15 protein-coding genes and 1 other RNA gene are annotated in these 19,543 nt (G+C 38.1%); 12 read left to right on the forward strand and 4 right to left on the reverse strand.

Translation table 11 applies throughout. From position 1 onward, the window contains the following. The first annotated feature begins 76 nt into the window (after positions 1–76). From AYS37_RS02560 to AYS37_RS02585, 7 genes are all read left to right on the forward strand, one after another. Positions 77–3,022: a restriction endonuclease gene (locus AYS37_RS02560; RefSeq protein ID WP_000575712.1), complete on the forward strand. Its 2,946-nt coding sequence runs from the start codon at positions 77–79 to the stop codon at positions 3,020–3,022. Next, positions 3,019–4,257 (forward strand): site-specific DNA-methyltransferase, encoded by a 1,239-nt coding sequence (locus AYS37_RS02565; RefSeq protein ID WP_001874535.1) that lies wholly within the window; start codon positions 3,019–3,021, stop codon positions 4,255–4,257. Before AYS37_RS02560 ends, AYS37_RS02565 begins: the two co-directional genes overlap by 4 nt. Further along, a complete protein-coding gene (locus tag AYS37_RS09020) occupies positions 4,251–4,844 on the forward strand; it encodes a site-specific DNA-methyltransferase (protein ID WP_491996582.1) in 594 nt (197 codons plus the stop codon). Before AYS37_RS02565 ends, AYS37_RS09020 begins: the two co-directional genes overlap by 7 nt. Positions 4,845–4,952: 108 nt before the next feature. After that, positions 4,953–5,117, forward strand: a complete 165-nt coding sequence (locus tag AYS37_RS02570) for a hypothetical protein (protein ID WP_000394819.1) — start codon at positions 4,953–4,955, stop codon at positions 5,115–5,117. 9 nt (positions 5,118–5,126) lie between these two features. Next, on the forward strand, positions 5,127–6,599 hold the full coding sequence (locus tag AYS37_RS02575) for a disulfide bond formation protein B (RefSeq protein ID WP_001031611.1): 1,473 nt from the start codon (positions 5,127–5,129) through the stop codon (positions 6,597–6,599). Between the two features lie 35 nt (positions 6,600–6,634). Further along, positions 6,635–6,950, forward strand: an RNA gene (rnpB, locus tag AYS37_RS02580) — RNase P RNA component class A. Between the two features lie 123 nt (positions 6,951–7,073). Next, positions 7,074–7,652 (forward strand): tumor necrosis factor alpha-inducing protein, encoded by a 579-nt coding sequence (locus tag AYS37_RS02585; protein WP_000890831.1) that lies wholly within the window; start codon positions 7,074–7,076, stop codon positions 7,650–7,652. Positions 7,653–7,654: 2 nt separating this feature from the next. Here the strand turns inward: AYS37_RS02585 and pbp1a are convergent, their stop codons facing one another. From pbp1a to AYS37_RS02605, 4 genes are all read right to left on the reverse strand, one after another. Next, on the reverse strand, positions 7,655–9,634 hold the full coding sequence (pbp1a, locus tag AYS37_RS02590) for a penicillin-binding protein 1A (RefSeq protein ID WP_000913673.1): 1,980 nt from the start codon (positions 9,632–9,634) through the stop codon (positions 7,655–7,657). Further along, a complete protein-coding gene (locus AYS37_RS02595) occupies positions 9,635–10,756 on the reverse strand; it encodes an aminotransferase class I/II-fold pyridoxal phosphate-dependent enzyme (RefSeq protein ID WP_000491928.1) in 1,122 nt (373 codons plus the stop codon). It abuts the gene before it with no gap. A 22-nt stretch (positions 10,757–10,778) separates the two neighbouring features. Then, complete coding sequence (tlpD, locus tag AYS37_RS02600; protein ID WP_000467799.1) at positions 10,779–12,080, reverse strand: chemotaxis chemoreceptor TlpD; 1,302 nt, start codon at positions 12,078–12,080, stop codon at positions 10,779–10,781. Between the two features lie 71 nt (positions 12,081–12,151). After that, positions 12,152–13,921 (reverse strand): ATP-binding cassette domain-containing protein, encoded by a 1,770-nt coding sequence (locus tag AYS37_RS02605; protein WP_029699443.1) that lies wholly within the window; start codon positions 13,919–13,921, stop codon positions 12,152–12,154. Between the two features lie 164 nt (positions 13,922–14,085). Here AYS37_RS02605 and AYS37_RS02610 point away from each other — a divergent pair, with 164 nt between their 5' ends. The 5 genes from AYS37_RS02610 (at position 14,086) to hefA (ending at position 19,537) form a co-directional block, all read left to right on the forward strand. Beyond that, positions 14,086–15,618 carry a flagellin A gene (locus AYS37_RS02610; protein ID WP_000885496.1) on the forward strand — a complete coding sequence of 511 codons (1,533 nt, stop codon included), beginning with the start codon at positions 14,086–14,088 and terminating at the stop codon, positions 15,616–15,618. Between the two features lie 118 nt (positions 15,619–15,736). Continuing rightward, positions 15,737–16,393 carry a 3-methyladenine DNA glycosylase gene (locus tag AYS37_RS02615; protein WP_000887159.1) on the forward strand — a complete coding sequence of 219 codons (657 nt, stop codon included), beginning with the start codon at positions 15,737–15,739 and terminating at the stop codon, positions 16,391–16,393. After that, positions 16,390–17,007: a hypothetical protein gene (locus tag AYS37_RS02620; RefSeq protein ID WP_000577360.1), complete on the forward strand. Its 618-nt coding sequence runs from the start codon at positions 16,390–16,392 to the stop codon at positions 17,005–17,007. Before AYS37_RS02615 ends, AYS37_RS02620 begins: the two co-directional genes overlap by 4 nt. A 68-nt stretch (positions 17,008–17,075) precedes the next feature. After that, positions 17,076–18,095, forward strand: coding sequence for a uroporphyrinogen decarboxylase (hemE, locus tag AYS37_RS02625; protein WP_001874540.1), 1,020 nt, complete (start codon positions 17,076–17,078; stop codon positions 18,093–18,095). A gap of 8 nt (positions 18,096–18,103) precedes the next feature. Then, positions 18,104–19,537: an efflux RND transporter outer membrane subunit HefA gene (gene hefA / locus AYS37_RS02630; protein WP_001092148.1), complete on the forward strand. Its 1,434-nt coding sequence runs from the start codon at positions 18,104–18,106 to the stop codon at positions 19,535–19,537. Positions 19,538–19,543 lie beyond the last annotated feature (6 nt).

Genomic DNA, 19,543 nt, shown 5'->3' on the forward strand with positions numbered 1-19,543 from the left:
AAGCTCTAAAAAGGGGCTTTGCTTTTTTACCCATTTTAGATTAAGACGCTCGCAAACACCAAAGGCAAAAACACCAATGATTTTTGAAAAGCAAGACTACCAACAAGAGTGTATCTACAATATCATCACGCTTTTAGACGGCTTTGATTTTAAGCGCCACGACGCCTTAAATCTAAAAGATTGTTTAAGTCAATTTCATGCTGCATGTGAAATTCCTGTCAAAAATTTAAGCGGCAAGCTTAATGTTGATATTTTAATGGAGACAGGCACGGGCAAGACTTTCACTTACTTGAATTTAATCTTTGCACTCCACAAGGCTTATGGGCAAAATAAATTCATCATCTTTGTCCCACGAAAAGCCATTTTGGAGTCGGTTAAGCAAAATATCCGCCTTACGAAAGATTATTTTTATTTAGAATTCAAACGCCACCTGAAAACCTACACTTATGAAGGGGTTAAATCGCCAAGCAATATTATCAACCATTACATTAAAAACCAAGATGAACTGAGTGTCTTGCTCCTCACTAACAGCGCGATTGACAAGGGCGAAAAAAACATACTCAATAAAAACAGCGAAAACCTTTTTAACACCAAAAGCATTTTTGAAAATATCGCTGATTTAAAGCCTATTTCTATCATAGACGAGCCGCATTTGCTTAAGGGTGAGGCGTTTGGTAAGTATTTTAGTAAAATAGGCACGCTTTATTTTCGCTTTGGGGCGACTTTTGCCAAAGAAAAAGAGCATGCTTTAAGCAATGTAGCCTTTTGTTTGGATTCAATCAGCGCGTTTAGAAATTACCTTGTCAAACAAGTCCGTGTCCATTCTGTCATGCAAGATGCGCAAAGCCCGTTTTTGCTCAATGCGGATTCAAAAAGCGCAAAAATTGCCTTTTACAAAGCGGGTATTCCTAAACAAATCACGCTTTCAAAGGGAGAGGATTTAGGCAAAATTAACGCTTCTTTTAACGGCGTTAGCTTGGTCAAAACCACCAAAGATAAGGCTTATTTGAGTAATGGCGCTACGCTTGAAAAGACTTCTTATAAACTCGCGCAAGATGAAATCAGCACTCTTTTAGAAAAAGCCATTGACTTGCATTTTGAAAAAGAGGCGTTTTTATTTGACCAAGACATTAAAGCGTTAAGCCTGTTTTTTATCCCAAAAATTGAGGATTTTAGGCAAATTGATAACAAAGGCACGCCCTTTATTAAAACCGAATTTGAAAGGCTTTACAAACTCAAACGCACTTCAATTCTAGCAAAGGAAAATTTATCGCCAAGCTATAGAGAATATTTGAAAAGAGATTTTGATGAGAGCGGTAATTTACGCGTCCATCAAGGCTATTTTAGCGGCGATAGCATAGCGCTCAATAAAGGCAAAAAAGAAAGCAATAAAGAAAATATTGAAGCCAACGACATTAAAATGATTTTAAGCGAAAAAGAAAAACTGCTTTCATTCCAAACGCCTTTGCGTTTTATTTTTAGCGTGTGGGCTTTGCAAGAGGGTTGGGATAATCCAAATATTTTTACCCTTGTTAAACTGGCAAACTCCACCAGCGAAACAAGCCGCCATCAGCAAGTGGGGCGCGGGTTAAGAATTGCGCTTAATCAAGAGGGCAAGCGCATTACGCATGGATTTTTAAAAGGCAATGACAACGCCTTTTATAAAATAAACTACCTTGATATGCTAGTGAGTGGCGAAGAAGTGGGCTTTATGGAGGGTTTGCAAAAAGAGATTGAAGCGAGCAGCTTTATTGGTGGTGGCAGCACGCTAGACAGAGAGATTTTAGCCAATTTAGGGCTTAATGAAAGAAAGATCAATCAATTTTGCGATGCATTAGAAACATTAAACGCCGTAGAATTTGACGAAACAAACAACGCTTACAAAATCATTGCCCCTATTTGCGAGATAATGCAAAACAACGAAGAAAGGATAAAAAGCTTTTTAAGCGATGAAGAATATCACGCCGTTTTAAGCGCCTTTAAAATGGCTGAAGATCCAACCAACAAGCGCGATCAAATTATAAACGCCAATCAGCCTCCAGAAAAAGTCAAAATCCGCCAAAATTTAGCTAAGGAATTTAAAGAGTTATGGCAAACCATCAATGCGCAAAGCCATATAAGCTATCAAAATATCCAAAAAACCAAGCTGATAGAATCTATCGCCAAAGCGTTTAATGAAAGCCATGTGATGTGTGAGGCAATCATTTTTGAAAGCAAAAGGTATGACCCACAAACCAACAGGATCATCACAGAGCAATCAAGCACCCTAAAAATCAAAAACTACGCTAACGCCTTACAAAAAGAAATAAGCGCGCTTCTGCTTGACTTTGCCAAAGATGAGCGCTTACCCTTAAAATTCACGCTTGAACTCTACAACGCTTTAAACAAAGAGCATTTTACAAACTCACCCAAAAAAGCCTTTAAATTGCTTAAAGGCATCATTAAAGATAAATTGCATGAAAACTTGCTTTCTTGCGTGAGTTATGGATTTTGCCAAAACGCCTTTTCTAACACGGCTTTTGATAAAACCGATCCGCTTTATTTTGAAGATGGCTCGCCCAAAAATGAGATTGAAAAACACAAATTAGGCAAATACAAAAGCACGCAAGCTCCAAGCCAAAACTATCTTTATGAGACGATCATTTATGATTCTAAAATTGAAGAAGAAGTGAGTGAAGAGCGGGTGCAAACACTGGAAGGTAAAAGAATAGAAGTTTTTGCCAAGCTCCCTAAATTTAAAATCCCAACGCCTTATAAAAACTATGAGCCTGATTTTGCTTATTTGCTTAAAGATGAAAAGGGTGCAAAAATCTTTTTTGTTTGCGAAACCAAAGGCTATGACAAAGAAAGCGATATCCCACCAGATGAAAAGCGTAAAATGGACTACGCTAAGATCTTTTTTGAAACGCTATCTCAAAATTTAAAGAACGCAAAAAAAGAAATACGAGTCGTTTTTGCCACACGCATTAACAAACAAGATTTATTGAGCGCGCTTAAAAACGCATTAAAGGAAACGCCATGACAGACAAAAATCAAGCCAAAAAAATGGGTATCAACATTATCCAAAGCCAGCAAGAAAATAACCCCCTTTTTGACATGCTTTTAAAGAACTTCCCGCAAACGATAAAAGACGGACAAGTGAGCTTAAGCGCTATCAAAATGCTTTTAGGCTTTAATGAAAGCATGAACGATATCAGCGGCTATGAGCTCACTTGGACGGGAAAAGGGCTTGCCAACGCTCTTTATTCTGAACCTTGCCAAAAACAACTCAAATTACAAGAAAGTTTTACGCCCCAAACTTCAGCCAACAAACACCCCAACAACGCTATTATCATAGGCGACAATCTTGATGCGCTCAAACTTTTAAAATCCGCTTACAGCGAAAAAATCAAAATGATTTACATTGATCCGCCCTACAACACTGGAAACGATGATTTTATTTATCCGGATAATTTCAGGCAAGATTATCAAAAGATTTTAAGGGAAGTGGGTTTAATGGAAATAGATGAAAACGGAAAGGAAAAAGAAAGCGAGAGCTTGAAATTTTTTAAAAACAATCAAGGGAGCAAGACGCATAGTGGTTGGCTCTCTTTCATGCTGCCTCGCCTAAAACTCGCGCGCGATTTGCTTAAAGAAGACGGCGTGATTTTTATCAGCATTGACGATAACGAATGCGCGAATTTAAAAATCTTGTGCGATGAGATTTTTGGGGAGGATAATTTTGTTGGAGACTTTATTAAGCAATCAAAAGTAGGAGGAGGCAGTGACTCTAAATTTATCGTAAAAGAACACGAATATTGTTTGGTTTATGCTAAAAATATAAATTTAACTAATGAAATGTTTTTAAAGCACGATGATGATTATCTCAAAAGATACAAAGAAATAGATGATAAGGGCAGATTTTTTTGGGATACTTTTTCAAGAAGAGGTTTAACAAATCCTATAATATATGAAATTAAAGCACCAGATGGAACTTTAATAAAAGATGGTTGGATTAGAGCAGAAGAAACATTTAAAAAAAATTATCAAGATGGTGAAGTTAGAATTATAAAAATTAAAGATAAATGGAGCGTTCAATTTAAGCAGTATTTAAATTTAAATGGTAGAAAACCCCGTAGTATGACAACTGATTTTGGCGGAAGTATTGAGGGCAAAAATGATATTATCAATTTATTTGATAGCGATAAAATATTTAGCTATCCAAAGTCTATAAAATTTATTTCAACATTACTTAAAACGAGGGCGACATCATCTTAGATTTTTTTGCCGGGAGCGGGACAACCGCGCATGCGGTGATGGAATTAAACGCAGAAGATAAAGGCAATAGGGAATTTATTTTAGTTCAAATTGATGAAGAGATAAAAGAAGATAAAAGCGCTTATGATTTTTGTAAGAATGTTTTAAAAAGCGCAAAGCCTATCATTAGCGATATTACCATAGAAAGGGTCAAAAGAGCCGCTCAAAAAATCATTCAATCTCCAAAAGATAGCGGTTTGGATTTAGGCTTTAAAGTTTATACCTTACAAGACAAAGCGCAACTTACAAACGACAAAGAAGAAATAACGCTTTTTAACCGATCGGATTTAACGCCCTTTGACAAAGCCCTAAATTTAGCCTTACAATGCGGCAAAATGCTCAACCAAGCGCTAGAGATTATCATCAAAGACAAACTCTACAAATGCGAAGACGCTTACTTTTGTATCGTGTGCGATAAAGAAGCGCAAGAATATTTAGCCAAAAGTAAAAACGAAATGATATTTTTAGACGGCTATGAAGAGATTGATTTAGAAGCCTTCCTCAATCTCAACGCTAGCTTTAAAGAGCGTTTAAGCGTGGTGTATTGATTGGAAATAAAAAAGGTTAAAAACCGCTTGAGTGGTCTCGCCCCTAATCTTTCACTTATCCAATAGTTTGTTTTTGAGTATAATCCTACGAAAATTTTAAGGAACGGCATGGAGTTTTTAGGACTGCTTTTGAGTCTGGCCGCTATTTTGATAGCGTTTAAAAAGCCTGAAAAAGAAAATTGGGCGTTTGGGATTTTGATTGTGGTGTGGTTGGTGGAGCTTATTATTTTTATAGCCCATAGCTCTAGCGTTTTGCCTAACATGAATCTATAAGGGGGATGCATGAATAAAGAAACCCGATTTTATAATCTTTTTTCTTTGGCGGTTTTAGGGATTTTGATCTTTCCTGTGGGTTTGGCGAATTTTTATTTTGGCTATGTTTTGAAGGATTCGCCTTGTATTTTTTGCTGGGCGCAACGCATCAACATGATTTTAATAGGGGCGGTGGCGCTTTTGGTGGTGCGTTTTGGGTTTAAGCCTAAATACATTGCCTTGCTGTTGCTCATGGCTAGTAGCGGGCTATATGAGAGCTTTTATCATACGGGTAGTCATGCTTTAGAAGATGTGGGGCAGGGATTCGCGCTCGCTATTTTGGGCTTGCACACGCAGTTTTGGGCGCTTTTTGTCTTTTTTAGCGTGGTGGTGCTTTTAGCGGTTTTGCTCTTTTTTGCCCCTAATACCCAACTTTTCAAAGTTCGTTTGTTAAACACGCTCCAAAAAAGCGCTTTTTATGTTTTCTTTATTGTGGTGGGTTCTAATGCGATACAGGCGTTTGTTTCTACCGGGCCTTTCCCTTACATAGGGCAAAGCGATCCGGTGCGTTTTTCGTGGAATTTGAAAGAATCGGTCTGGTCTATGGAGAATTGGGATCATTTGAAATTCCCAAGAAGCGTTTTAGGCAGAAGAGATGTAGGCGAGCCTTTGAAATTGAGCGTTTTGCCTAAAGATAATGATTATGAACATTCGCCTCTAGAAATCGCAAAAGCGTTGAAGATTGAGAAAAAAGAAGAGCTTTTTTTAAAATTGAATGGAGCGATCACGGATTTGAGTTTCAATGAAGACAAGGCGATCCTTACCACAGAAAACCAAGGCCTTTATCTTGTAAGTAACGATTTGAAAACCATTCATAGTCATATGGTGTTGGATAGCTATTATAGCGCGACGGTGGGGGCGTTCGTGGGGGCGGATTTCAACGAAGATGAAAACATTGTGATCATGGGCAATAATAAAACGAGCGTAGAAATCACTCCTAACAAAAACGCTAACGCGCTTAAAAACTTCCCTTATTTTTTAGAAGGGGCCAACTCTTTTGATGAAGTGGAACGCAGCCGCTTGAAAACTTCTAGGGCGAAAAACTATTATGTTAGCGCTGCAAGAAGAGGGGCTAAATTCACTTATTTGATCACCGCTCCTAACAAGCGCTATAAGGATTTGATTATTATCTCCATGCTCAATAGCGACAAACAGGTGCATGGGGAGTTTTTACTTGAACTAGGTAATGCCAAACTTAAAGAAAAAAGGAAACTGGGCGAGTTAGTCATTAGTGCGTTAGCTTTAAAGGATAATAAGCTTTATGCGTTCAGTAAGGAATTTAACACGCTTTTAGTTATAGACCCTACAAAAGAAGAGATTCTTGAAGTTTATGGCTTGCCAAAAGAGATTAAAAATATCAGCGCTGGGTGGTTTAGGGATAATGAGCTTATTCTTGTGAGCTATGAGAATGATAAAAATATTCTCTATACCCTTAATTTTTAAACTCTTTTAAAGCTACTTTTTTCTAATATATTAACGCATTAGAAGATGGTCGCTATTTTAGAATAGAGGAAAGTCCGGGCTACATTAGACAAAATTCCATCTAACGGATGGCTAGCGCAAGCTAAGGGAAAGTGCCACAGAAAGCAAACCGCCTTTTTAAGGTAAGGGTGAAAGGGTGGGGTAAGAGCCCACCAAAGCTAAAGCAATTTAGCTTGTTTGGGCAAACCCAATTTGTAGCAAGAAGCGCATGGTAAGTCTAAATTGATACACGCTTCGCTTGAGGAATATTGCAAAATATTTCCCAGATAAATGGCCATCCATTGACAGAACCCGGCTTATTCTAATGCTCAACTGCGTGTTGATTTTTTAATAAAGTTTCAATCATTTTATTTTTTTTATTTTTTTACCTAATTGTTGTTTAAAATCTTAAAGATTTGTGTTACACTCTGTAAAATCAAAATCAAAGGAGATAGCGTGTTAGAAAAATCTTTTTTAAAAAGCAAGCAATTATTTTTATGCGGATTGGGTGTTTTGATGTTGCAGGCTTGCACTTGCCCAAACACTTCACAAAGGAATTCTTTCTTGCAAGATGTGCCTTATTGGATGTTGCAAAATCGCAGTGAGTATATCACGCAAGGGGTGGATAGCTCGCACATTGTGGATGGTAAGAAAACTGAAGAGATAGAAAAAATCGCTACCAAAAGAGCGACAATAAGAGTGGCACAAAATATTGTGCATAAACTCAAAGAGGCTTACCTTTCTAAATCCAACCGCATCAAGCAAAAGATCACTAATGAAATGTTTATCCAAATGACACAGCCCATTTATGATAGCTTGATGAATGTGGATCGTTTAGGGATTTATATCAATCCTAACAATGAGGAAGTGTTTGCGTTAGTGCGCGCGCGTGGTTTTGATAAGGACGCTTTGAGCGAAGGGTTGCATAAAATGGGATTAGACAATCAAGCGGTGAGTATCCTTGTGGCTAAAGTGGAAGAAATCTTTAAAGATTCTGTCAATTACGGAGACGTTAAAGTCCCTATAGCCATGTAGGATTAGAACAACAAGCGTTCTTCGCTATCGTCTGTTCTTTTGGGGGTGGGGGTGATGGAATTGGGAGTTGAATAGTAGGGGATTTTATCCACGATTTCTTTACGCAAGCCTTTGGGGACATCAAACTTTCTTTTTAAAGAAGGTTCAATGCTTAGAATGTTACGCATGAAATACGAATACACAGGTGCACTCACAACGCCTCCTGTCGCTCCTTTGCTAATAGGCGTGTTATCGTCTCTCCCAAACCAAATCACGCTTTGCAAGGTGGGGGTAAAGCCAATAAACCAAGCATCAATATTGTTGTTAGAAGTCCCGGTTTTACCGGCAATTTCTAAACCTTTAATGCGAGCCAAATTCCCTGTGCCATTTTCTACCGCATTCATCAGCACTGAAAGGGTTAAAAAAGCCTGTTCTTTGGAAGTGATCTTTTTGGTTTCCATAGGCGTGAAAGTTTTAACTTCGTTTTGTTGATCGGTGATGCTTTCAATGAGCATGGGTTTGAGCATGGTGCCGTAATTAGAAAATAAAGAATACTTTTCAGCCGCATCAATCGGTGAGATAGCAAAGCTTCCTAATACGATAGACAAGTCTTTAGGGAGGTTTTTAAACCCCATATCGCTTAAAGATTGATAAATTTTTTCAAAGCCAAGCTGATCGCTTAAATTGATCGTGGCCAAATTTAACGAATGGCTCAAGGCTTCTTGCAAGGTTACAAGCCCTAAAAATTTGCGAGTATAATTGCTAGGGTGCCATGCGTGGTTTTGCGCGCTGTTTTTACTATAATTGCCATTTTCAAAATTTCGCGCGGTATCAGGAATTTTAGAAGTCGTGGAATAGCCATTATCAAAGGCGATTTGATACACAAAGGGCTTGATCGCGCTCCCAAATTGCCGTTTGGCTTGCGTGGCGCGATTGAAAGCGCTTTTTTTATAATCAATCCCCCCCACTAAAGCTAAAATCTTACCGGTGCTCGTGTCTGTAACGATCATGCTAGCGTTCAAGTTGTCTTCATCTTCATTAGATGCGTTAGTTTTTGGCTTTTCTTTAGCGATTTTTTCTAAGATTTTTTGATGCCCAAAACGCAAGGACTCTAACGCTAAGCGTTGGTAATCCAAATCTATCGTGAGCTTTATGGTATAGCCTTGAGTTTTTAACCCGTCTAATTGATCCAATTGCTTCAACACTTCATCCACGACATAGGGGGCGATATTTTGCGTGGAAGTTTGGTTATAGACGATTGGCACTTCATTGAGAGCGCCTTTGAGCTCGTTAGAAGAAATCCAGCCTAAAGAATACAACCGCCTTAAAATATCATTAGCCCTAGAGAGTGAAAATTCTAAATTTTTGGTAGGATCATAAAAACTTGGAGCCCTAGGCAAGGCGACTAACATGGTGATTTCTTTAAGCGTGAGTTTGTCAAGGGGTTTTTTAAAATACCCTAAACTTGCGGTTTTCACGCCATAATACCCATGCCCAAAAAAAGTTTGGTTCAAATAGCGCTCTAAAATTTCTTCTTTACTTAAGACTTTTTCAATGCGTATGGAAATGATAGCTTCTTTGAGTTTTCTGGTTAGGGTTTTTTCTCGTGTGAGCACCATGTTTTTAACGAGTTGTTGGGTTAGGGTGCTACCCCCTTCAGTGTAACGACCGCTTTTAGCGTTTTTAATCATAGCGCGCATGATAGCGTCTAAATTGATCCCCCCATGCTCAAAAAAGAGGGTGTCTTCTACCGCTAAAAGGCTTTCAATAAATCGTGGGGGGATTTCTTCAAAACGCGCATAAAAACGAAATTCCTTATCATAAATATTAGCGATCAAACGCCCTTTTCGGTCTAAAATCTGTGAAGCGACGCCCGGGCGATAATCTTTAATCTTAGCAATATCCTTATCCGTAGTTACCCAAACTTGAGCGATAAGAATGGCTAACAACCCCATGACAATCAAAAATAAAACGATAAAACCATAAAAAATCTTTTTTAGCATTTAATCACTCTTAAAAGAAGATTGTATTTTAGAATAATTTAAAAGGGTGTTCGCAAGATCTTTAGTGTCTTCTAAGCTGTTTTTGAGGGATAAAGAGACTCGTAAAAGGGGTTTAGAAACCGTAGGAGGGCGGATAGCTCCCACTAAAAACCCTTTTTCTTTCAAAAAATGATGGGCGTTTAAAAGATCGGGATTGTTTTCAAACTCTAAAGTAAAAAATCCTGCGAGCGTTCTAATACCTAATGTTTCAAAAATAATCTGTTGGTGTTTGCTAAGCTCATTTTTTAATTCTTGTTTTTGTGCGATAAAGTATTCTAAATGGGCTAAAGTTAAAGCGGTGTCTAACAGGCTTAAAGCGGTGGTGTAAATCACGCTTTTAGCGCGATTGGTTAAAAACTCTATGGTTTGTAAGGGGGCTAAAATACACGCCCCATAGCTCGCAAGCGCTTTAGAAAAAGTGCTGAGCTTAATGATTTTGTCTTTTTCTTTGATGCGATGATATTCTAAAAAACCCAACAAATTCTCGCCGATGGTCCCAAAACTATGGGCTTCATCTACGATTAAAAAAGCGTTAGGGATTTCTTGAATGATTTCATAAAAATCATAAGGAGCGATGCTCGCATCCATAGAATAAACCCCCTCAATGGCGATGAATTTGAGCTTATTTTTAGGAGCGTTAAAGAGTTTTTGTTGTAAATCCTTAGCGTCATTGTGCGAGAAAAAGATCACTTGATTAGGCTTCGTTTTGGTGCTAAAAATCCCGCTTGCATGGTAGTGTGTGTCCATGAATAAGAGGGCGTTTTTGACTAATAGGGTGTCTATTAAAGCCAGATTGCCCAAAAAACCACTCCCCACTAAAAGAGCGCTTTCAAATCCCAACAAATCCGCTAATCGCTCTTCTAACTCTGCATGCAAAGAGTGGTAGCCATTCACTAGCATAGAAGCCTTAGGGGAATGAGAAACAAAGGATTGGAGCTTATTAAAAGCGTTTTGAAGCAAGTCTTTTCTAACGCTCAAACCCAAATAATCATTAGAAGCGTAATCCTTTAATAAAGGGTCAAACAACTCTCTTTTGCGGTAGCGTTTGGCATGGCGTAGGGCTTCTAAAGATTTAGAAAACATCAAAACACTTCATTGAATAAAATCATTCGCCTTTTTGAATTTTTTCAATGATTTTATTGAGTTCATCTTGTTTTTCGTAAAACATCTTATCAATATTTTCTTTGACATGTTTAGCGCTATCTTCCATTAAATGCACTTTATGTTCTAGGTATTTTGAATCGGTAATGTGGTCTTCTTGAACGGCTTTAACCAAATCATTAGCTTCAGCATGCACGCTCGCATGGTGGCTTTCTAAAGCTCTATAGCCTGAAGTGTTGGAAAAATTCTCTTTGCCCGCGCCCTCATAATACCATTTGCCTAAGCGGCAATTCTTATGACTGGTAATATCAAAGGAATTGAGACCAAAAACCATGCCATAAAGATTGTTTTTAAAGACCACATGATCCAATTTAGCCAGACCGCAAAACACCCGGTTATTGACATTGTAGATGGTGTATTTTGCGGCTTGCGCGACAATCATGTTATTTTTCACGGTGGATTTAAGCTCTTCTACATCGCCCTTAATAGAGCCTACAATAGAATTAATATCGTGGGTATTGGTTTGAATGTCGTTCGCTTCTTGCTGCATGCTTTTAACCACGACGGCGATTTCTTTAGTGGCTTTTTGAGTTTTTTCAGCGAGTTTTCTCACCTCATCAGCCACTACCGCAAACCCTCTCCCATGCTCGCCCGCTCGTGCGGCCTCAATAGCGGCATTTAGGGCTAAGAGATTGGTTTGTTCTGCAATATCATCAATCAAAGAAATGACTTGAGTGATTTCATTGCTCCGTTGGTTTAGAGAGTCCGCTAACGAAGTGGCGTTTTGCATCTTTTCATAAAGTGATTCAATGTCTTGACCCGTTTTATTAACGGTTATTAACCCTTCATTAGAATGCTCTTCGCCATTTTTAGCCGCATTTAAGAGCAAGCCGGTTTCTTGATGGAAATACTGCATGCTTTCTTGCGCGTTCTCCAAGCCCTCTTTTAAGCTCGTGCAAAAAGTTTTAAACAAATCGCTTTTATGGTATTCCCCCACACCCCCTGTTTTTTTGGCTAGGGAAAAATACTGCACGCCATCAATATTTTGGCTTTTTAAAGAATAAGAAACGCCCTGTAAATTAACGCTCTCTGCGTTTTCTTTAAAATGAACGCTTTGTTCTTCTAAATTGTTTAAGCTTGCAAGATTCCCGCTTTTAAAAACGACTTTATTGTTTTTAATACCTACAAAACCCTCATGCAAGCACAAATTTAAAAGGCTTTGATAGAGATTGACTTCCTTTTTTAACTCCGCAATCTCAGAATCTTTTTGACTGATTTGAAGTTGCAACTGCTTATTCCCAAACATGGTGGCATTCCTTATTTAAATTTGAATCTTTTGAGATTATACCCAAAATTACCAAACATTTTAAGCGCTCGCTAGTATTGTTGTTTCAAAAACAATTCGTAAAATAATCCCTGTTTTTTCATAAGGGTTTCAAAGTTGCCCTGTTCTATTAGTTTGCCTTGATCTAACACGATAATTTCATCAGCTTGCTTGACACTATTCATGCGGTGTGTAATAATTAAAGCCATCTTAGATTGCGATTTTTTAAAAATAAAATCTAAAAACTCTTTTTCCATAATGGGATCGATGGCGCTGCTTGGCTCATCTAAAACAATGCAATTACTTGGTTTTAAAAAGGCTCTCATGGTAGCTATGCGTTGCTTTTGACCTAAAGAAAAATCTACCCCATTATATTGCGCTCCAAATAGTGTGTTGTTGCAATCATTAAGACAATTTTGAAAATTCTCATCAAAAGATTTTAGTATTTCTCTTTTTTGCTTTAGTTTCTCTTTTGTGGGGTTGTTTTGCATGAAGAGATTATCATCAATGCTATACCCAGCATAAAGAGAAAAATCTTGGAATATAGCGCTCATTTGTTGGTGGTAGCTGTTTAGCTCTAAATCTTGTAATGAGTATTTATTATTGATAATAATTTGACCTGAATTTGGGGTATAAAAACCTAACAATAGTTTAATCAGCGTAGTTTTTCCGCTAGCATTCTTGCCGACTAATGCATAAATTTTATCAGAGTGTAAAGAGAGATTAAAATTTTCAAAAATAAGCTTTGAATTAGGATAAGAGAAACTAATATTTTCAAATGTAATGCTATGGATTTTTTCTTCTAATCTGATTTGTGATTCTGGTTTTGGTGTTTTGTAATCTAATATATAAAAATAATTTTCAAAGTATTTATTGATAGCAAAAAACCACTTTCCATAAAATGATAAATCTTGTAGTTGCTGCTCAGTAGAGCTAAACGCTTGGATATATCCAGCAATTGCCCCCACACCAATAGATTTTGAAAGGATAATAAAAACCATTAGAAAAAATAGTGCGATACTTAGAATGGTGATTAAAATATCAGCATATATGGTAAGCATTAAGTTTTTTTGGGCGATTTTCACAAAATGATTGATATATAATTCTTTGTTTTCAATAAATTTATGATGAAAATTTAGCATGAAGTTAAATAATAGGTTGTCCTTGTTCTTTTGGTTATCTAGTCCAGAATATAGATAATTTTGTATGCTCTCTTTTTTGTCTTGAAGCTTATCTATGGAAGCGCTATGTTTTTTTGCTATATGATTGGAGATGAAAATACAAGGCACTGTTGCAAAAATCATTATAAAGGGTAGATAAATACTAATGGAAAATAATATCCCAAACAGACTCACAAGCCCTATAATGCGTTGCAAGTTAAAAAATAGATTACTGACATAATTTAGGGGACGGATGTATAGACCGTTATGGATAGCGTTAAGCTTAATAGTGTGATCTTTGTTTTCAAAAAAATTTAGATTTTTAACTTTTGTGAGTTTATTAGCAAGCTGAGTGATGATGTTTATAGAAAATTGTTCAGCAATAATGGTTTGCAAGCTTGATGAAATTCCTGAGAACACATGCGTTAAAAACAGCAAGGCTCCCCATAGTAGCAAAGTTGGTAACAGCAAGCTGTATTCAAAATGCGTATGATTTTGCAATAGGTCTACCACAATATCAATCAATCTTATCATAACAAGAATATTTATAGATGGAATAATGCCGACAAACAGCACTATAATTGATGCCAACACAACACGTTTTGGTGAGCTTTTATAGAGTAAAATGAAAGTCCTTAGAGGAATGCTTTTTATCGTATCCATCGGTGTCTGAATTCAATAATCAAATTTTCTTTATTATAGCCCATTTTCATGCTCCTAATTTTGCTTTTAAAATAAAGCCCTTTAAAATTTCAAACTTTAACCGATTATAGTTCCAACCAAAAGCAAGGATGCCTTTGGGTTTTTTATAACAAGGAGTTACAACAATGGCTTTTCAGGTCAATACAAATATCAATGCGATGAATGCGCATGTGCAATCCGCACTCACTCAAAATGCGCTTAAAACTTCATTGGAGAGATTGAGTTCAGGTTTAAGGATTAATAAGGCGGCTGATGACGCATCAGGCATGACGGTGGCGGATTCTTTGCGTTCACAAGCGAGCAGTTTGGGTCAAGCGATTGCCAACACGAATGACGGCATGGGGATTATCCAGGTTGCGGATAAGGCTATGGATGAGCAGTTGAAAATCTTAGACACCGTTAAGGTTAAAGCGACTCAAGCGGCTCAAGACGGGCAAACTACCGAATCTCGTAAAGCGATTCAATCTGACATCGTTCGTTTGATTCAAGGTTTAGACAATATCGGTAATACGACTACTTATAACGGGCAAGCGTTATTGTCTGGTCAATTCACTAACAAAGAATTCCAAGTAGGGGCTTATTCTAACCAAAGTATTAAGGCTTCTATCGGCTCTACCACTTCCGATAAAATCGGTCAGGTTCGTATCGCTACAGGCGCGTTAATCACGGCTTCTGGGGATATTAGCTTGACTTTTAAACAAGTGGATGGCGTGAATGATGTGACTTTAGAGAGCGTAAAAGTTTCTAGTTCAGCAGGCACAGGGATCGGCGTGTTAGCGGAAGTGATCAACAAAAACTCTAACCGAACAGGGGTTAAAGCTTATGCGAGCGTTATCACCACGAGCGATGTGGCGGTCCAGTCAGGAAGTTTGAGTAATTTAACCTTAAATGGGATCCATTTGGGCAATATCGCAGATATTAAGAAAAATGACTCAGACGGAAGGTTAGTCGCAGCGATCAATGCGGTTACTTCAGAAACCGGCGTGGAAGCTTATACAGATCAAAAAGGGCGCTTGAATTTGCGCAGTATAGATGGCCGTGGGATTGAAATCAAAACCGATAGCGTCAGTAATGGGCCTAGCGCTTTAACGATGGTTAATGGCGGTCAGGATTTAACAAAAGGCTCTACTAACTATGGGAGGCTTTCTCTCACACGATTAGACGCTAAGAGCATCAATGTCGTTTCGGCTTCTGACTCGCAGCATTTAGGTTTCACAGCGATTGGTTTTGGGGAATCTCAAGTGGCAGAAACCACGGTGAATTTGCGCGATGTTACTGGGAATTTTAACGCTAATGTCAAATCAGCGAGTGGTGCGAACTATAACGCCGTGATCGCTAGCGGTAACCAAAGCTTGGGATCTGGGGTAACTACCTTAAGAGGCGCAATGGTGGTGATTGACATTGCCGAGTCTGCGATGAAAATGTTGGATAAAGTCCGATCTGATTTAGGTTCTGTGCAAAATCAAATGATTAGCACCGTGAATAATATCAGCATCACTCAAGTGAATGTTAAAGCGGCTGAATCTCAAATTAGGGATGTGGATTTCGCTGAAGAGAGCGCGAATTTCAATAAAAACAACATTTTGGCGCAATCAGGTAGCTATGCGATGAGTCAAGCCAATACCGTCCAACAAAATATCTTAAGGCTTTTAACTTAGTTTTAAGAAAGGTGTTTGTATAGGGCTAACGCTTTAAGCGTTGGCTTTTCGCTTTCATTTTTGCTTCTTTTTCAATAAAATATTCTTTTTGATTCCTTATTTATTATAGGCGGTTATTGTGTTGGATAGTTTTGAGATTTTAAAGGCTTTAAAGAGTTTGGATTTATTGAAAAACGCCCCTGCTTGGTGGTGGCCTAACGCTTTGAAATTTGAAGCTTTATTAGGGGCGGTTTTAACGCAAAACACTAAATTTGAAGCCGTTTTGAAATCTTTGGAAAATCTAAAAAACGCTTTCATTTTAGAAAATGATGATGAAATCAATCTTAAAAAAATCGCTTCTATAGAGTTTTCAAAGCTTGCAGAGTGTGTCCGCCCTAGCGGGTTTTATAACCAAAAAGCCAAACGACTGATTGATTTGAGTAAGAATATTTTAAAAGACTTTCAAAGTTTTGAAAATTTTAAACAAGAAGTAACCAGAGAGTGGCTTTTAGACCAAAAGGGCGTTGGCAAAGAAAGCGCGGATGCGATTTTATGCTATGCGTGCGCCAAAGAAGTGATGGTGGTGGATAAATATAGCTATCTTTTTTTAAAAAAATTAGGCATAGAGATAGAAGATTATGACGAATTGCAGCATTTTTTTGAAAAAGGCGTTCAAGAGAATTTAAATGTCGCCTTAGCGCTTTATGAAAACACCATTCCTTTAGCGCAACTTTATGCGAGATTCCATGGAAAGATTGTAGAATTTTCCAAACAAAAATTGGAATTGAAGCTTTGATTTTTAGATTTTTCTTAATCTTAAGCCTTTTAAAAGGCGTTTTACTGGCCAAAAAGGATGGGGATTTTTTCAAACCTTTAGAGCCTACTAAAAAATATTTTGGCTCTTTTAAAATCGGCTATCTTTATCAGCATGCAGAAACGACTAAAAGATCCCCCATCCGCCCTAAAAACCGCCCTCCTATTTTAATGGATAAAATTTACCATGACGCTTCTTTGGGTTTTCAAGCAGGGTTCGTTTTAAAAAAGAAAGCTTTATTAGGGGGGTATTTGGATGCTGGAATGGGCGATTCGTATTTCATGAGCGCTGGGCTAGTCGCTGGGGTTAGGCTTTTTAAGGGGTGGGTTATCCCTAAAATCGCCTTAGGCTATCAGCTTCAAATTTTAGGGGCTAAGATTGATAAGTATCAATTCAATATCCAATCAGCGGTGGGGAGCGTGGGCTTGTTTTTCAATGCGGCTAAAAATTTTGGCTTGAGTATAGAAGCAAGGGGCGGTATTCCCTTTTATTTTATCCAAAGCAAATTTTCTAAAGCCTTTGGCACGCCACGATTGAATATCTATTCTGTTGGCATCACTTTCACCTTTTATGATTTTACGAGATTTTTAGGGTAAAATATTCATTTTAAAAAACAACTATAGAGTATAAAAACCATAATCAGACAAACCTTTAAGGATTTATGATGATTTTCATTGATGCGTGTTTTAGAAAGGAAACGCCTTACACGCCCATTTGGATGATGAGGCAAGCGGGGCGTTACCTTAGCGAATACCAAGAGAGCCGTAAAAAAGCGGGGAGCTTCTTGGAATTGTGTCAAAATAGCGATTTAGCCACAGAAGTTACTTTGCAGCCGGTAGAGATTTTAGGCGTGGATGCGGCTATTTTATTTAGCGATATTTTAGTAGTGCCTTTGGAAATGGGCTTGAATTTGGAGTTTATCCCCAAAAAAGGGCCGCATTTTTTAGAGACGATTACGGATTTAAAAAGCGTGGAAAGCCTAAAAGTAGGGGCTTATAAACAACTAAATTATGTCTATGATACGATTTCTCAAACGCGCCAAAAGCTTTCTAAAGAGAAAGCGTTAATCGGTTTTTGCGGATCGCCTTGGACTTTAGCGACTTACATGATAGAAGGTGAGGGGAGCAAATCGTATGCCAAAAGCAAAAAAATGCTTTATAGCGAGCCTGAAGTTTTAAAAGCGCTTTTAGAAAAATTGAGCCTTGAATTGATAGAGTATTTGAGCCTTCAAATCCAAGCAGGGGTCAATGCGGTAATGATCTTTGACTCATGGGCTAGCGCTTTAGAAAAAGAAGCGTATTTGAAATTCAGTTGGGATTATTTGAAAAAAATCTCTAAAGAGCTTAAAAAACGCTACCCCCATATCCCGGTTATCCTTTTCCCTAAAGGGATTGGTGCTTATTTGGATAGCATAGATGGGGAATTTGATGTGTTTGGCGTGGATTGGGGCACGCCTTTAGAGGCGGCAAAAAAGATTTTAGGCGGTAAGTATGTTTTGCAAGGGAATTTAGAACCCACCCGCCTTTATGATAAAAACGCTTTGGAAGAAGGGGTTGAAAGGATTTTAAAAGTCATGGGCAATCAAGGGCATATTTTTAATTTAGGGCATGGGATGTTGCCGGATTTGCCTAGAGAAAACGCGAAATATTTAGTGCAATTAGTGCATGCTAAAACCAGGCGATAGGGGGATTGATGAATACTATTATAAGATATGCGAGTTTATGGGGCTTGTGTGTTACTCTAACTCTAGCCCAAACCCCCTCTAAAACCCCAGATGAAATCAAGCAAATCCTTAACAATTACAGCCACAAGAATTTAAAGCTCATTGATCCACCGACAAGTTCTTTAGAAGCAACACCGAGTTTTTTGCCCTCGCCTAAAGAAACAGCGACCACTATCAATCAAGAGATCGCTAAATACCATGAAAAAAGCGATAAAGCCGCTTTGGGGCTTTATGAATTGCTAAAGGGGGCTACCACTAATCTCAGTTTGCAAGCGCAAGAACTCAGTGTCAAGCAAGCGATGAAAAACCACACCATCTCCAAAGCGATGTTTTTGCCCACTCTTAATATGAACTATAACTTTAAAAATGAAAATAGGGATACTCCGCACTTTAAGCATTACAACACGCAACAACTCCAGGCTGAAGTCAAATTGAATGTGTTTAATGGTTTTAGCGATGTGAATAATGTCAAAGAAAAGTCTGCGACTTACCGATCCACTGTGGCTAATTTAGAGTATAGCCGCCAGAGCGTGTATTTGCAAGTGGTGCAACAATATTATGAGTATTTTAATAACCTCGCTCGCATGATCGCTTTACAAAAGAAATTAGAGCAAATCAAAACAGACATTAAAAGGGTTACCAAACTCTATGACAAAGGGCTAACCACGATTGATGATTTGCAAAGCTTAAAAGCGCAAGGGAATTTGAGCGAATACGATATTTTAGACATGCAATTTGCTTTGGAGCAAAACCGATTGACTTTAGAATATCTCACTAATCTCAGTGTGAAAAATTTAAAAAAGACTACGATTGATGCGCCTAATTTGCAATTGAGAGAAAGGCAAGATTTAGTCTCTTTAAGGGAGCAAATTTCTGCGCTCAAATACCAAAACAAGCAACTCAACTATTACCCCAAGATAGATGTGTTTGACTCATGGCTTTATTGGATCCAAAAACCCGCTTACGCTTTGGGGAGTTTTGGGAACTTCTTCCCCGGTCAGCAAAATACGGCTGGGGTTACTGCGACTTTGAATATTTTTGATGATATAGGCTTGAGCTTGCAAAAACAATCTATCATGTTAGGCCAATTAGCGAATGAAAAGAATTTAGCGTATAAAAAATTAGAGCAAGAAAAAGACGAACAGCTTTATAGAAAGTCGCTTGATATTGCCAGAGCTAAGATTGAATCTTCCAAGGCCAGTTTGGATGCGGCCAATCTTTCTTTTGCCAATATTAAAAGGAAATACGACGCTAATTTAGTGGATTTCACCACCTATTTAAGGGGCTTAACCACGCGCTTTGATGCAGAAGTGGCTTACAATTTAGCGCTCAACAATTACGAAGTGCAAAAAGCCAACTACATTTTCAACAGCGGGCATAAAATAGACGACTATGTGCATTAAGGGAAT

The sequence above is a fragment of the Helicobacter pylori NQ4053 genome, assembly GCF_000274605.1.
GTDB lineage: Bacteria > Campylobacterota > Campylobacteria > Campylobacterales > Helicobacteraceae > Helicobacter > Helicobacter pylori_CV.

Excerpts from the sequence above, each read along its gene's own strand:
- AYS37_RS02560 (WP_000575712.1), top strand. The coding sequence starts at position 77 with ATGATTTTTGAAAAGCAAGACTACCAACAAGAGTGTATCTACAATATC.
- hemE (WP_001874540.1), top strand. The coding sequence starts at position 17,076 with ATGATTTTCATTGATGCGTGTTTTAGAAAGGAAACGCCTTACACGCCC.
- pbp1a (WP_000913673.1), bottom strand. The coding sequence starts at position 9,634 with ATGCTAAAAAAGATTTTTTATGGTTTTATCGTTTTATTTTTGATTGTC.
- hefA (WP_001092148.1), top strand. The coding sequence starts at position 18,104 with ATGAATACTATTATAAGATATGCGAGTTTATGGGGCTTGTGTGTTACT.
- AYS37_RS02605 (WP_029699443.1), bottom strand. The coding sequence starts at position 13,921 with ATGGATACGATAAAAAGCATTCCTCTAAGGACTTTCATTTTACTCTAT.
- AYS37_RS02595 (WP_000491928.1), bottom strand. The coding sequence starts at position 10,756 with ATGTTTTCTAAATCTTTAGAAGCCCTACGCCATGCCAAACGCTACCGC.
- AYS37_RS02565 (WP_001874535.1), top strand. The coding sequence starts at position 3,019 with ATGACAGACAAAAATCAAGCCAAAAAAATGGGTATCAACATTATCCAA.
- AYS37_RS02575 (WP_001031611.1), top strand. The coding sequence starts at position 5,127 with ATGAATAAAGAAACCCGATTTTATAATCTTTTTTCTTTGGCGGTTTTA.
- AYS37_RS02610 (WP_000885496.1), top strand. The coding sequence starts at position 14,086 with ATGGCTTTTCAGGTCAATACAAATATCAATGCGATGAATGCGCATGTG.
- AYS37_RS02570 (WP_000394819.1), top strand. The coding sequence starts at position 4,953 with ATGGAGTTTTTAGGACTGCTTTTGAGTCTGGCCGCTATTTTGATAGCG.
- tlpD (WP_000467799.1), bottom strand. The coding sequence starts at position 12,080 with ATGTTTGGGAATAAGCAGTTGCAACTTCAAATCAGTCAAAAAGATTCT.